Genomic DNA, 14,615 nt, shown 5'->3' with positions numbered 1-14,615 from the left:
CCACCAAGTATCGGAGGCGGAGCCTTGGCATTCGCAGACCTCACCGCACATCTGAAACGTGACCACACCATCACCGACTGGGACCCGGAAGACCGCGTCGCCTGGGACAACGGCAATGCCGCGATCGCCAAGCGCAATCTGATCTGGTCGGTCATCTGCGAGCACGTCGGATTCTCGATCTGGTCCCTGTTCTCCGTGATGGCCCTGTTCATGGGCCCGGAGTACGGGATCAGCATGGATCAGAAGTTCGTCATCGCCGCGACGGCCACCCTCGTCGGGTCATGCCTTCGCATCCCCTACACCCAGGCCACCGCGCGGTTCGGCGGTCGCAACTGGGCCATCTTCTCCGCCATCGTCCTGCTCATCCCGACGGCGCTGACGATGATGCTGATGATGAACCCGGGGGAGTTCGGGTTCGGCTGGTTCCTCGCCGTGGCGGCCATCACCGGTTTCGGTGGCGGCAACTTCGCGTCGTCGATGACCAACATCAACGCCTTCTACCCGCAGCGCCTCAAGGGCTGGGCACTGGGACTCAACGCCGGCGGAGGCAACATCGGCGTCCCGGTCGTGCAGGTCATCGGCCTGCTGGTCATCTGGCTCTTCGCCGATCAGCCCGAGATCGTCTGCTCCATCTACCTGGTGGCGCTCGCGGTCGCAGGTGTCGGTGCCGCTATCTACATGGACAACCTCGACCATCAGACGGCCAGCGGCAAGGCGATGATCGACTGCCTCAAGTATCGCGACACCTGGCTGATCTGCCTGCTCTACATCGGCACGTTCGGCTCGTTCATCGGTTTCGGGTTCGCGTTCAGTCAGGTCCTCAACATCAGCTTCACCTCGGCCGGGGCGTCCAAGCCTGCGCTTGCCGCGGCGCAGATCGCCTGGATCGGACCACTTCTCGGCTCGGTGGCACGGCCCTACGGCGGCAAGCTGGCCGACCGTGTCGGCGGCGGCAAGGTCACGCTGTACTGCTTCATCGCGATGGCGGCGTCGGCCTCCATCCTCGTGGTGGCCGGTATGTCGGCCGACGCCAACGGCAAGGTCATCAGCGGCGGTGTCCTGGCGGCCTTCATCGTCGGGTTCATCCTGCTGTTCCTGATCTCCGGAATCGCCAACGGGTCGGTGTACAAGATCATTCCGACGATCTGGGAACACAAGGCCCAGTTCCGCAGCGGACTGAACTCGCACGGCAAGACCACCTGGTCGCGCAGCATGTCCGGCGCCCTGATCGGGATCGCGGGAGCGGCCGGCGGTCTCGGCGGGGTCGGGATCAACCTGGTGCTGCGTGCCAGCTACAAGTCAAATCAGTCTGCGACACAGGCTTTCTGGGTGTTCCTCAGCTTCTATGTGTTGGCCGCCGTGGTGACCTGGTGGTTCTACGCGCGTCGGCCGATCGTCGTCGGCGAGACGACCGATCTCGCGGTGGCGAGCGCCGCCGGGACGAGTGGGACACCGCAGCGCGACATCGCACCCGGCACCGGCCCGGCGGCCGGGGGCATCGACGACAAGAGCATCGACGACAAGGCAACGAAGGAAGCACTGGCCTGACCCGACAGGGTCCAGGCGAGGCAAGGGAGTCAAGAGCAGTGAACAGCGAAACCGTTACGAGTACCACCAAGACGGTCGTGGTGGTGGGTCACGGCATGGTCGGCCACCGCTTCGTCCAGACACTCCGGGAACGTGATGCCACGGACCGGTGGCGGATCGTGATCGTCTCCGAGGAGGCGGACCCGGCCTACGACCGCGTCGGCCTGTCCTCCTATGTCGGAGCGTGGCAGCGGAATTCGCTGGCGCTCGACGGCAACACGTACGCCGGCGACGGCCGGGTCGTCACCCATCTGGGTGAGACGGTGACCGACATCGACCGCGCGGGACGGCGGGTCGTCACCTCGAGTGGACGCGAGATCGACTACGACGCATTGGTTCTCGCGACCGGTTCCTACGCCTTCGTGCCACCGGTGCCCGGTCACGACAACGACAGATGTTTCGTGTACCGCACCCTCGACGACCTCGACGAGATCCGCTCGGCCGCGGAGGCGGCCGGGCCGGGTGCGACGGGCGTCGTGGTCGGCGGTGGTCTGCTCGGCCTCGAGGCCGCCAACGCGCTGAAGTTGCTGGGCATGACTCCGCATGTGGTGGAGTTCGCGCCGCGTCTGATGCCGATGCAGGTCGACGAGGGCGGCGGGGCGGTGCTGAAGAACCTCGTCACCGAACTCGGCCTGACGGTCCACACCGGAGTGGGGACCTCGGAGATCGCCGACGCCGAGAACGGTGCGCTCCGGGTGACCTTGTCGGACGAGTCGTCGATCGATGCCTCCCTCGTCGTCTTCTCCGCCGGTGTGCGGCCCCGGGATCAACTGGCCCGCGAGGCGGGACTGGCCGTCGGCGAGCGCGGGGGAGTGCTCGTCGACGCCGGCTGCGTGACCGACGACGAGAACATCTATGCCATCGGCGAGGTCGCCGCGGTGGACGGGCGGTGCTACGGGCTTGTCGCCCCGGGGTATTCGACGGCCGAGGTGGTCGCCGACCGGCTGCTCGGCGGGGCATCGGCGTTCCCCGGTGCGGACATGTCGACCAAGCTCAAACTGCTCGGCGTGGACGTCGCGAGCTTCGGCGACGCATTCGCCGCGACCGAGAACGCGCTCGAGATCACCTATCACGACGCGGTGGCGGGCAAGTACGCCAAGGTTGTCGTCAGCGACGACGCCAAGACCCTTCTCGGGGGGATCCTGGTCGGCGACGCCTCGGCCTACGCGATGCTCAAACCGATGGTCGGCCGGGAGATCCCCGGTGACCCGGCTGCTCTCATCGCGCCCGAGGGCGGTGCCGGGGTGGGTATGGACGCATTGCCCGACGACGCCGAGATCTGCTCGTGCAACGGCGTTTCGAAGGGCACGATCTGTTCGGCCATCGCCGACGGGGCCTGCGACATCGCCGCGGTCAAGGGCTGCACCTCGGCCGGCACCACCTGCGGCGGCTGCCTGCCGAGCATCAAACAGTTGCTGGCGGCGTCCGGGGTCGAGCTCAGCAAGTCGCTGTGCGACCACTTCACCCAGTCGCGGGCCGAACTGTTCGAGATCGTCGCCGTCACCGGTATCCGGACCTTCTCCGAGCTCATCGAACGTCACGGCACCGGACTGGGCTGTGAGATCTGCAAGCCCACGGTCGCCTCCATCCTGGCGTCGACCTCGAGCGAGCACATCCTCGACGGCGAGCAGGCCGCGTTGCAGGACACCAACGACCATTTCCTCGCGAACATGCAGAAGAACGGCTCGTACTCGGTGGTGCCCCGTATGCCCGGTGGTGAGGTGACGCCCGAGCAGTTGATCGTCATCGGCGAGATCGCCCGCGACTTCGGGCTCTACACCAAGGTCACCGGCGGCCAGCGCATCGACCTGTTCGGCGCGCGCGTCGACCAGTTGCCCGAGATCTGGCGTCGCCTCGTCGACGCCGGCATGGAGTCCGGGCAGGCGTACGGCAAGAGCCTGCGCACGGTGAAGAGTTGCGTCGGGTCCACCTGGTGCCGCTACGGCGTGCAGGACTCGGTGGGCATGGCGGTGCTGCTCGAGAAGCGGTACCGAGGGCTGCGCTCGCCCCACAAGATCAAGTTCGGGGTGTCGGGATGTGCCCGAGAATGTGCCGAGGCCAGGGGCAAGGATGTCGGCGTCATCGCCACCGAACACGGCTGGAACCTCTACGTCGGCGGCAACGGCGGCCAGAGCCCGAAGCACGCGGTGCTGCTCGCGAGCGGAGTGGATGACGAGACCCTCGTCGCCTACATTGATCGGTACCTGATGTTCTACATCCGTACCGCCGACCGATTGCAGCGCACAGCGCCGTGGCTGGAGTCCCTGGAGGGTGGTCTCGACCATCTGAAGGACGTCGTCTGCGAGGACAGCCTCGGCCTCGCCGCCGAACTCGAAGCCGCGATGGCCGCACATGTGGAGGGCTACCAGGACGAGTGGGCGGCAGTGCTCGCGGATGAGGACAAACTGAAGCGGTTCGTGTCGTTCGTGAATGCGCCCGATGTCGTCGACCCGACCATCCGCTTCGCCGAGTACGAACGGAAGGCCCCCGTGTTGCTCGATCTGCCCAAGGTGCGTACCGGCCAGGACGACCCGATCTCCGAACCGGTGAAGGAAGGAGTGCCGACATGACCGTCGCATCTGACGAGGCCGGTGTCGTGGCCGAGGCCAGGGAGGGTTCCTGGGTCGCCGCGTGCCCCCTCGACGACCTCATCATCGGTCGCGGCGTCGCCGTGCTCGGCCCCGGCGGGGTGCAGGCTGCGTTGTTCCGGTTGCCCGCGGCCGAGACCGATCGCGAGGCGGCCCCCGGGCGGTCGCGTCTGTACGCCATCGGCAACGTCGACCCCTTCGGGCGGGCGGCGGTGATGTCTCGCGGACTCACCGGTGATCGCGGTGGGGAGCCCACCGTGGCGTCGCCCCTCGGCAAACAGGTCTTCGCGTTGCGCACCGGTGTGTGCCTCGACGACGAGTCGGTGTCGGTGCCCAGCTTCGGGGTGCGCGTCGTGAACCGGATGGTCGAGGTGTACTTCCCCGCGTGAACACCTCAACTCCCACCGGTGCAGAACCAGCCGGTGCATCACCCGCAGACCCGGACGCCCTGCCGCTCGCCGGCTTCACGATCGGGATCACCGCGGCACGTCGTGCCGAGGAGTTCGCCGCACTTCTCGAACGACGCGGCGCCCAGGTCATGCAGGCGCCGACGATCCGCATCCTGCCGCTGGTCGACGACACCGAGCTCGAGCGGGTCACCGAAGAACTCATCGCCTCGCCTCCGGAGATCATGGTCGCCACCACCGGGATCGGTTTCCGCGGGTGGGTCGAGGCGGCCGACGGGTGGGGTCACGCCGAAGATGTCATCCAGGCGTTGTCGAAGAGCCGCCTGATCGCGCGCGGGCCCAAGGCGAAAGGTGCCATCCGCGCCGCCGGTCTGCGTGAGGAGTGGTCACCCGAGAGCGAGTCGTCGTCGGAGGTCCTCGACCGGTTGCTCGAGCAAGGTGTCGAGGGGGTGCGGATCGCGGTCCAGCTACACGGTGCCACGAGCGAGTGGGAGCCGTTGCCGGACTTCTGCACCGTGCTGCGCGCGGCGGGCGCCGAGGTGGTCCCGATACCGGTGTACCGCTGGAACATGCACCCCGACGTGGCGCGGATCGACAAGATGATCGCCGCGGTCACGCGGGGCGACCTCGATGCCATCACGTTCACGAGCGCGCCGGCCGCGGCATCGATCCTGACGCGCGCGAAAGAACTGGGCAAACTCCAGCAGTTCATCCACGCAATGCGTACCGCGGTGCCGGTGATGTGCGTCGGCTCGGTGACCGCCAGTCCGCTGGAGGCCCTGCAGATCCCGACGATCTATCCGCGGCGGTTCCGCCTCGGGGCGCTGGCACGTCTGATCACCGACGAACTGCCGCGACGCACCCACATGCTCCGCGTCGCCGGGCACGACACGGCCATCCGCGGTCAGGCGGTCGTGGTCGACGGCGAGCTGCGCGAGATGTCGGCGACGAGCCTGCTGATGCTGAAGATGTTGGCGCGCAACCCCGGTCGGGTGGTGTCGCGGCAGGAACTGCTGACCGGGCTCCCCGGCGACAGCTCCGACACCCATGCCGTCGAGGTCGCCGTCGCGCGTCTGCGTGCGGCCCTCGGCGATTCGAAGATGGTGCAGACGGTCGTCAAGCGTGGCTATCGGCTGGCCGTCGACCTCGAGTACGACGCCGAAGACGAGTGAGGAAGGCGAGAACACATGCACCACGACCATGTACGACTTCCACATGGTGACCGCCTGCGCGATGTCAGCCCGGTCATCGTCGCCCACGGCACCCGGAACCCGCACGGTGTCAACGTGATCGCCCAGATCGCGGAGGCGGTCAGTGAGCGGATCGGTGTCACCCGCACAGCATTCGTCGACGTCCTGGGACCCACGCCGAGCGAGGTCATCGCCGACCTCGACCGGCCCGCGGTCCTGGTGCCGGCCTTCCTCGCCTCGGGCTATCACGTGCGCAAGGACATCCCGGAGCATGTCGCGCTGGCCGGCCGGGCCGACACCGTGGTGACGCGCGCACTCGGACCCGATCCCGCCATCGCGGCCGTCGCGCGACTCCGGTTGGCCCAGGCCGGGTGGACACCCGGCGACGCGGTCGTGCTGGCGGCGGCCGGCTCGTCGGACGAGAGTGCCTGTGGACAGGTCCATCTGGCCGCACGACAGCTGGAGTCGCTGATCGGGGGGCGGGTGGAGGTCGGTTTCATCACCACCGCCTCGCCGACGGTGCCCGAAGCCGTCGAACGGGCCCACCGCACCGGGCGCCGCGTCGTGATCGCCAGCCATCTTCTGGCGCCCGGTCTCTTCCACCAGCGTCTGACGACCTACGGTGCTGACGCGGTGGCGGAACCGCTGGGCCCGGACCCACGGATCGTCGACCTGATCGTCACCCGGATGCGTGCCGCGATCAGTCCGTACCGTCGTGTCCCGGTCGCACGCCGGGCCTGACGCCCGTCAGATGGCGGGCGCGTCCCAACGGCATTCGCGGAGCCGAACGCGTTCGTCGGCGATCGGAACACCCTCGGCCCGGAGACGGGACAGCTGACGCCTGGCCAGATGGGGTGCGGGCCTACCGCTCGCGGGCACCACGCGGTGCCAGGGGAGGTCGGCGGTGTCGGTCCGCATGATCCAGCCCACGATCCGGGGGCTCGACAGGCCCGCCGCTGCCGCGAGATCGCCGTACGTGCTCACCATCCCGACCGGGATCGACGCGACCAGCGCGCGGACCCGCTCGACCTGCTCCTCGGTGATGGCCGCCATCGCGGGAAAGCCCCCCTCTCGAAAACCGCTGTCTCAGAGCAACGATCGGATCAGCGAGGCGGTGAGCGCCGGTTCGAGGAAGGGCACCATGTGCCCGCAGTCGGCATGGTGGACCGTGACGTCGGCACCTCGCTCGCTCGCACACGCATCGAGGAACGCCGGTCGCACGAACGGCGGCTGCACCTGGTCTGCGACGACGATGTGGGTCGGCGTGCCGGGAGGCGGCAGCACCGCCGGCCGGACCATCTCACTCCACGTCGCCGCGGCCGCGGGTGCGCTGACCCGCCATCCGACCCGGCCGTTCGCTCGCGGGATCAGGTGTTCGGTGAGTTCGGCCTCCATCAGATCGTCCGGCACCGCCGCCCATCCCTCCGCGCGCTTGGCCGAACGAGCGGCGTCGGCGTCGGCGTAATCCCAGTGATCGAGACTGTCGGTGGCGACCTCGAGGGCGAACTCGGGGTCGAGGCCCTGCGCCGGGTCCAGCAGCAGCAATCCCCGCACGGCGTCCGGACGGTGGGTGGCGAGGTGCAGCGCGAGGGCGCCGCCGAAGGAGTGACCGACCACGACCACCGGCCGGGCATCGGCGGGGATGTGCTCGTCGATGACGGCGGAGAGCGCGCGGACGTGATGTTCGATGCTCCAGGGCGGCCGCCACGGCGATCGTCCGTGGCCGATCAGGTCGGGCGCGACGACACGAACGTCCCCGAGCTCCGCGGCCAATGCCGCCCAGCGGCGGCCGTGACCGGTGAGGCCGTGAATGGCGAGAACCGTGGGACCACTACCGAAGACATGCGTGTTGAGAGCTGACACCCGACCAGTTTGCCGCAGTCCAGTAGACGTGGCCGAGTCAGGTTGCGCGGGCGTGCGGTGCGAGGTTGCCGCACCGGACGGGCGACCTGTCGGTGACCCGTGTGACCCAGTCGGTGACCCGGACAGGCGCTGTCGGTGTCCCGTGATTCGATGGGACGATGAGTCGCATCACGGGCGCGCAGGCGTCGCGCACCGCGTTGCGTGCTCGGCTCGTCTCGGCACCCGCCGCCGCGGATCGCCCCCGCCGCTGGCCGCCGGAGCTCGCGGCCGTCATCGACCCGCCGACCAGCCGACCCGCGGGTGAGGAGCAGGCGTGGCAGCCGATCCGTGTCCACGGCGGGCCGGGGAGCGGCAAGACCGCCCTCATCGTCGACTCGGCGGTCGCGCGACTCGTCGACCCGTCGACCGATCCCGAGTCGGTGCTCGTCCTGGCGTCGAGCCGGCGCGCGGCCGTCGCGCTCCGGGAAGAGATCACCCGTCGTGTGCTGTCGGCGGGCTCAGGAGGCCGACGCGTGCTCGGCGGTGCCCTCCGCGAACCCCTCGTCCGCACGATCCACTCCTACGCCTTCGCGATCCTGCGGTTGCAGGCGCAGGCACACGGCAACCCGCCGCCGCGGCTCATCACCGGGTCGGAGCAGGACGTGGTCCTGCGTGAACTGCTCGCCGGTGACATCGAGGACGGCGCTGCGTACTGGCCCGCACACCTCCGACCCGCCCTGGGTACCGACGGCTTCGCGCAGGCACTCCGCGACCTCATGATGCGTGCGGCCGAACGCGGCGTCGGCCCCGAAGAACTCGCTGCACTGGGGCGCACGCACAAGCGCCCGGAATGGACGGCGGCCGCACGGGCATACGCCCAGTACGAGCAGAACATGCTGCTCCGCGGCGCGGTGGGCCTGGAGACCCCCGGGGCGTCGGCGCCCGCGGTCGACGCGGCCGAACTCATCGGGTCGGCTCTGTCGGCCTTCGCCACCGATCCGGAGCTGCTGAGCGGTGAGCGGCGCCGAATCCGGCACCTCCTCGTCGACGACGCCCAACATCTCGATCCGCAGGCCGCCCAACTCATCACCCTGGTGGGCACCGGAACGCTGTCGACGATCATCGCCGCCGACACCGATCAGTCCGTCTTCGGCTTCCGGGGTGCGAACCCGCGTTTCGCCGATGGCCTGGCCGAGTCGGGATCGCCGCGAGACGTCGTCCTCGAGAACGACTTCCGATCCCGGCCAGAGCTGTCCCGGCTCGGCCGGGCCATCGCGGCCCGCCTCCCGGGCGCACGCCCGCACTCCTATCCCGAGCCGGCGGATCCGCAGTCCCTCGCGGACATGGCGGACGACGCCCCCTCGGGGGACGCTGCGTCGGTCCGTGTCTACGGTTCGGCGGCCAAGGAGGCCACCGCGATCGCCGACATGCTGCGCCGGGCCCACCTCTTCGACGCCGTGCCGTGGTCGGAGATGGCCGTGATCGTGCGGTCGGTGTCCCTGGCGTTGCCGCCCCTGCGTCGCGCGTTCCGGTCCGCCGGGGTGCCGGTGACGACACCCGCCAGCGACCTGCCGCTGCATCGGCAGCGGGCCGTCATCGCGCTGATGCTGGTGCTGCGCGCGGTGGCCGCACGTGCGGACTCCGAGTCGTCAACCGGGCCGGACACCGATCTGTTCACCCCGGAGGACACGCTCACGCTGCTGTCGGGCCCCGTCGGGGGGGCCGACCCGGGTTCGATGCGGCGGCTCCGGCGCGGGGTCCGCAGGCTCGACGATGCGACCGATCCGGCAGGACAACCGGATTCGCTGACCTCCCTCACCCGCGCGATCCTCGATCCGGAGCTCGGGGCCCGCTACCGGCGGACCCTCACCGAGACCGAGGCGGCACCCCTGGGCCGTGTCCTCGACGTCCTCGGCGCCGCGCAGCGCGCACACGACGCCCGCCGCGGGATCGAAGAGACGCTGTGGGCGGCATGGCAGGCCACCGGACTCGAGCGGAGATGGGCAGCGTCGGCCGTTCGCGGCGGGCCCGGCGGAGAACAGGCCGACCGCGATCTCGACGCGGTCATGGCGATGTTCGAGTCGGCTGCGGACTTCGCCGACACGCTGCCCGCCGCCGGACCCGCAGGATTCGTGCACTACCTCTCCCAGTTGCAGATCCCCCGGGACAGCCGGACCCGCACCGCCGCAACGGATGCGGTCACGGTGCTGTCGGCCCACGCCGCGGTCGGCCGGGAGTGGGAGGTCGTCGCCGTCGCCGGCGTCCAGGACGGCCTCTGGCCGTCGCTGCGCAGCCGCGGCGGTGTCCTCGCCACCGGACAACTCGTCGACATCCTCGACGGCATGGATGCCGACGCCGTCGACACCGTCGCCCGTGGCGCGACCGCACTCGCCGACGAGCGCCGGCTCTTCCTGGTCGCCTGCACGAGAGCGCGCAGCCGGTTGCTCGTGACCGCGGTCGAGGACGGCAGCGGCGATGCGTCGCCGTCGCGGTTCATCACCGAGCTCGCCGATCTGGTCGGGCCCTCCGACGACCCGGAGGAGCAGGCCCGCGCGGAAGTCCGCCTCAATCCGGGTGTGGACCGGGTGCTCTCGCTGCCGTCGCTCGTGGCGACCCTGCGGTCGGCGGTGATCGCAGGTGCCGCCGAACCCGATGCCCCGCGAACCCGCGCAGCGGCGCGGCTTCTGGCCGAGCTCGCCGACTCCGACATCCCCGGTGCACACCCGCGTGACTGGTTCGGGCTCGCCGCGCCGAGCACCGAGGAGCCGTTGTGGACACCGGAGCAGGGGGCGGTGGTGCTCTCGCCGTCGAATGTCGAGGCGCTGACCCGATGTTCGTTGCGCTGGGTGCTCGAGCGCAACGGTGGCCGTGACGGCGACGGCACCCCGGCACTGACCGGTAGCCTCGTGCACACGCTCGTGCAAGCCGTCGCAGGCCGGCTGGATCCGGCGGAGGTGACTGCTGCGCTGCGCGGCATCTGGGAGCGGGTCGACACGGGCGCGGGCTGGTACTCCGCTCGTGAGCTCGAGCGCGCCGAGGGCATGCTCGGCCACTTCCGCGAGTGGTTGCGGATCTCCCGTGCCGACCTCGAGGAGGTCGGCGTCGAGATACCGGTCGACGCAACCATTCCCGCGGGACCGACTGGCGAGGCGGACGAACCGCCGGTCCGTCTCCGCGGCCGGATGGACCGGCTGGAGGCCGACTCCGCGGGTCGGCCGGTGGTCGTCGACGTCAAGACCTCGAAGAACCCCATCACCAAAGCCGACGCCGACGAGCACGCGCAGATGGCGGCCTACCAGGTCGCGCTCGCCCATGGTGGTGTGCCGCAATTCGGCGACGCGGCACCGGGCGGTGCCCGCCTCGTGTACGTCTCCAGTGCGAACCGCAATTCCGGTGCGGCCGAACGTGTCCAGCCGCCGCTGACCCCCGAGTTGCTCGACCAGTGGATCGGCGTGGTCCGCCAGGCCGCGCGGGCGAGCGTCGGTCCGGTGTACGAAGCGACACCGAACCCGGGATGCGTCCACTGCAACCTCACCTCGAGCTGTCCCGCGAAGATCCCCGGGAAGGCGGTGACCGATGACTGACGTCGACCACGGGCGCGAGGTGGGGTCGACGACCGGCAGGGCGATGATCGGGGCGAAATCCCTGGCCGCCGCACTGGGGTTGCCCGACCCGACGCCGGAGCAGATCGCGGTGATCGAAGCGCCCCTCGAACCGATGCTGGTGGTCGCCGGCGCCGGGGCGGGCAAGACCGAGACGATGGCCTCCCGGGTCGTGTGGCTGGTCGCCAATCAGCTCGTCGCGCCCGACGAGATCCTCGGTCTCACCTTCACCCGCAAGGCGGCCAGTGAACTCGGCGCCCGTATTCGGCGCCGGCTGTCGATGCTGTCCGGCGCCCCCGCCCTGCGGACGTGGGACCCCGACGGGACACTCGCGGCACGCCTGCGCGGCGCCGACCCCGAGGTCAGCACGTACCACGCCTATGCAGGCCGCCTCATCGCCGACTATGGTCTGCTCCTGCCTGTCGAGCCGTCGTCGACGCTGCTCACCGAGACCGAACTGTGGCAGTTGGCGTTCTCGCTCGTGTCGGCGTGGCCGGGCGAGCTGAACACCAAGAAGGTGCCCGCCAGCGTCACCGAGTCCGTGCTCAAGCTCTACGGCGAGATGTCCGAGCATCTCGTCGACATCGCCGACCTCGCCCGCGCGGGTTCCGAACTCTACGACCTCGTCGACACCCTGCCCAAGGGCCCCAAACAACGTGACAAACCCACCCAGGCGCTGCTGAAGGTCAAAGAGGTGATCGACGAACGGCGAGAGCTCATCCCGATGGTCATCGCGCTCGGCGAGACGATGCGCGCGCAATCCGCGCTCGACTTCGGCAGCCAGATGTCCCTCGCCGCACGGCTGGTCGTCGCCAACCCGGAGGTGGTGACCGCCGAGCGGTCGGCGTTCCGTGCCGTCCTGCTCGACGAGTACCAGGACACGGGCCATTCCCAGCGAGTGCTGCTCTCGACACTCTTCGGCGGTCACGACGCCGGGCGCGCCGCGGTCGCGGTCACCGCCGTCGGCGATCCGATCCAGTCCATCTACGGGTGGCGGGGCGCGTCGGCCGCCAATCTGCCCCGTTTCGCCCGCGACTTCCCGCGACCCGACGGCACGCCCGCCCGACGCCTGGAACTGCTGACCAGTTGGCGTAACGCGGCACAGGGCCTCCGACTCGCCAACCAGGTCTCGGAAGATCTGCGCCGTCGCGGAATCCCGGTCAGTGTGCTGCGGCCCCGGCCAGATGCGCCGCACGGGACCGCGACGATCGCGCTGACCGAGACCGTGGTCGACGAACGCAACTGGATCGCCGACGTCATCGAAGGCCGCTACCGCGCGGCCGAAGCGGCCGATGAGGCGCCGCCGACCACTGCGATCCTGGTGCGCCGCAACGAGGATTCGGCGCCGCTGGCGGCCGAGCTGGAGAGCCGGGGCGTCCCGACAGAGGTCGTCGGCATCGGCGGTCTGCTGCACGTACCCGAGATCGAGGACATCGTCGCGACGCTGCGCGTGATGGCCGACCCCATGGCCGGAACCGCGGTGATGCGCCTGCTCACCGGTGCGCGCTGGCGTCTCGGCGCGAAAGATCTTGCCGCGCTGTGGCGTCGGGCCACCACCCTGGCCGCGGAGAGCTTCGCCGAGGCCGGCGGGGTCGTCACCAGCCGCGAGGAACTCGATGCGGCGCTCGACGCCGTGCTCCCCACCGAGATCGTCGATCGGGCCGGAATCGCCGACGCCGTGGTCGATCCCGGCGAGCCGTCGGCGTACAGCCCGGAGGGGTATGCGCGTATCCGAGCCTTCGGTGCCCAGCTGGAATCGCTCCGGCGGCGCATCGGTCAGCCCCTGCCCGAACTCGTCGCCGACGTCGAGAACACGATCGGGGTCGGCGTGGAGGCGCAGATCCGGGCCCGCAGGATGCGCGGCGCCATCACCGGACGCGAACACCTCGACGCCTTCGCGGACTATGTGAGCCACTACGCGGACCGGCCGGGTGCCAATCTGCCCGGCCTGCTGGCCTTCCTGGATGCCGCCGAGAGCATCGAGAAAGGGCTCGAGCCGGGACGCATCGAGGTGGCCGAACAACGTGTGCAGATCCTCACCGTGCACGCCGCCAAGGGGCTCGAATGGGATGTGGTCGCGATCCCGCATCTGGCGAAGGGGATCTTCCCGAGCGCCAAGGCCGACACGACGTGGCTCGGCAGTGCCCGCGAACTACCTGCCGATCTGCGTGGCGATCTGGCCATCCCCGCCGAAGCGGCCGACGGCGCGCCCGAGGGTTTCCCGGTGCTGAAGATCGACACGGTCGCCGACCGCAAGCAGCTCGAGGAGGCCCTCGCAGACCACAAGGCGGCGATCGGCGAGCGACGCCTGGAAGAAGACCGCCGGCTCCTCTACGTGGCGCTCACCCGCGCCCGCCACGACTTGCTGATCTCCGCCCATCACTGGTCGGAGACCGGCGACAAACCCCGCGGCGGTTCGGATTTCTTCGACGAACTGGTGGTGGGGATCGACGAGGCGGTCGCCGATCCGAGTGCCGACTCCACCGGCATGTCGGTCGCGGTCCGTTGTCCGCCACCGGACCCCGACACGCCGAACCCCCTGGCGGAACGCGCGATCGCGGCTCCGTGGCCGCGAGACCCACTCGCCGGCCGGCGAGACTCCGTGCAGCAGGCGGCCGACGTCGTCCTGGCCGCCATCGCGACCCGGGATGCGCCGGCACTGTTCGACACCCCCGCCGCCGAGCCCGGGGAGCCGGTCGCGCCGCCGCCGGACCCGGCCGACGAGATCGGGATGTGGGAGGCCGAGGTCTCGGCGTTGCTCGCCGAACACCATCAGGCGAACCAGGCGCTCGTGGAGGTCACCCTGCCGACCCACCTGTCGGTCAGTCAGCTCGTGGAACTCGACGCCGACGAGGCGGAGTTCGCCCGGCGGCTGCGCCGCCCGACGCCGTTCCGGCCCAACCCGATGGCCAGGCGGGGCACCGCCTTCCACGCCTGGGTCGAGCGTTGGTTCGGCGCGACGCGACTGCTCGACATCGACGAACTGCCCGGCGCGGCGGACGCCACCGCGAGCCCGGACGCCGACCTCGATGCGTTACGCCAGGCCTTCCTGGACTCGCCGTGGGCCAACCGCAGCCCCACCGAGGTGGAGGTGCCGTTCGAGACGGTCATCGGGGGCATCGTGGTGCGTGGGCGCATCGACGCGGTCTTCGCCGAGAAGGACGGGGGATGGACGGTCGTGGACTGGAAGACCGGTGTCGTCCCCGAACCCGCCCGGCGCGAGTCGTTGTTCATCCAGCTGGCCGCGTATCGGATCGCGTGGGCACAACTCGCCGGGGTCGATGTGGAGAAGGTCCGCGCAGCCTTCCACTACGTGCGCGACGGTCACACGCTTGCGGCCGACGAGCTGCCCGACGAGGCCACGCTGGCGGCGAAACTGGCCAAGTAGACGACATCCCG

At 70.0% G+C, this 14,615-nt stretch carries 9 protein-coding genes; 7 read left to right on the top strand and 2 right to left on the bottom strand.

Annotated features, from left to right (window positions below):
• The first annotated feature begins 24 nt into the window (after positions 1 to 24).
• Genes MAY35_RS17260 through MAY35_RS17240 form a run of 5 tightly spaced genes read left to right on the top strand, consistent with a single transcriptional unit; the run spans position 25 to position 6,513 of the window.
• Positions 25 to 1,548: an MFS transporter gene (locus MAY35_RS17260; protein WP_238422528.1), complete on the top strand. Its 1,524-nt coding sequence runs from the start codon at positions 25 to 27 to the stop codon at positions 1,546 to 1,548.
• Between the two features lie 38 nt (positions 1,549 to 1,586).
• A complete protein-coding gene (gene nirB / locus MAY35_RS17255; protein WP_238422527.1) occupies positions 1,587 to 4,157 on the top strand; it encodes a nitrite reductase large subunit NirB in 2,571 nt (856 codons plus the stop codon).
• Complete coding sequence (locus MAY35_RS17250) at positions 4,154 to 4,564, top strand: nitrite reductase (NAD(P)H) small subunit family protein (protein WP_238422526.1); 411 nt, start codon at positions 4,154 to 4,156, stop codon at positions 4,562 to 4,564. Before nirB ends, MAY35_RS17250 begins: the two co-directional genes overlap by 4 nt.
• On the top strand, positions 4,561 to 5,754 hold the full coding sequence (locus tag MAY35_RS17245) for a uroporphyrinogen-III synthase (protein ID WP_238422525.1): 1,194 nt from the start codon (positions 4,561 to 4,563) through the stop codon (positions 5,752 to 5,754). The genes MAY35_RS17250 and MAY35_RS17245 overlap by 4 nt, the downstream gene beginning before the upstream one ends.
• Positions 5,755 to 5,769: 15 nt before the next feature.
• Positions 5,770 to 6,513 carry a sirohydrochlorin chelatase gene (locus MAY35_RS17240; protein WP_238422524.1) on the top strand — a complete coding sequence of 248 codons (744 nt, stop codon included), beginning with the start codon at positions 5,770 to 5,772 and terminating at the stop codon, positions 6,511 to 6,513.
• Between the two features lie 6 nt (positions 6,514 to 6,519).
• Here MAY35_RS17240 and MAY35_RS17235 read toward each other — a convergent pair whose 3' ends face one another.
• Positions 6,520 to 6,825: an MGMT family protein gene (locus MAY35_RS17235; protein ID WP_238422523.1), complete on the bottom strand. Its 306-nt coding sequence runs from the start codon at positions 6,823 to 6,825 to the stop codon at positions 6,520 to 6,522.
• Between the two features lie 33 nt (positions 6,826 to 6,858).
• Positions 6,859 to 7,635, bottom strand: coding sequence for an alpha/beta fold hydrolase (locus tag MAY35_RS17230; protein WP_238422522.1), 777 nt, complete (start codon positions 7,633 to 7,635; stop codon positions 6,859 to 6,861).
• Between the two features lie 158 nt (positions 7,636 to 7,793).
• Between MAY35_RS17230 and MAY35_RS17225 the strand changes: the two genes are divergently transcribed.
• Positions 7,794 to 11,198, top strand: coding sequence for an ATP-dependent DNA helicase (locus MAY35_RS17225; RefSeq protein ID WP_238422521.1), 3,405 nt, complete (start codon positions 7,794 to 7,796; stop codon positions 11,196 to 11,198).
• Complete coding sequence (locus tag MAY35_RS17220) at positions 11,191 to 14,604, top strand: ATP-dependent helicase (RefSeq protein WP_374237974.1); 3,414 nt, start codon at positions 11,191 to 11,193, stop codon at positions 14,602 to 14,604. The genes MAY35_RS17225 and MAY35_RS17220 overlap by 8 nt, the downstream gene beginning before the upstream one ends.
• The last annotated feature ends 11 nt before the right edge of the window (positions 14,605 to 14,615 follow it).

This window comes from Gordonia sp. 'Campus' (assembly GCF_022206305.1).
In the GTDB taxonomy this organism is placed as follows: domain Bacteria; phylum Actinomycetota; class Actinomycetes; order Mycobacteriales; family Mycobacteriaceae; genus Gordonia.
The sequence above is the reverse complement of the archived record's forward strand: the minus strand, read 5'-3'. Positions and strand labels throughout refer to the sequence as shown.

Bases quoted from the DNA above. Each gene is read 5' to 3' on its own strand.
- MAY35_RS17240 (WP_238422524.1), top strand. From the start codon at position 5,770: ATGCACCACGACCATGTACGACTTCCACATGGTGACCGCCTGCGCGAT.
- MAY35_RS17225 (WP_238422521.1), top strand. From the start codon at position 7,794: ATGAGTCGCATCACGGGCGCGCAGGCGTCGCGCACCGCGTTGCGTGCT.
- MAY35_RS17235 (WP_238422523.1), bottom strand. From the start codon at position 6,825: ATGGCGGCCATCACCGAGGAGCAGGTCGAGCGGGTCCGCGCGCTGGTC.
- MAY35_RS17220 (WP_374237974.1), top strand. From the start codon at position 11,191: ATGACTGACGTCGACCACGGGCGCGAGGTGGGGTCGACGACCGGCAGG.
- MAY35_RS17250 (WP_238422526.1), top strand. From the start codon at position 4,154: ATGACCGTCGCATCTGACGAGGCCGGTGTCGTGGCCGAGGCCAGGGAG.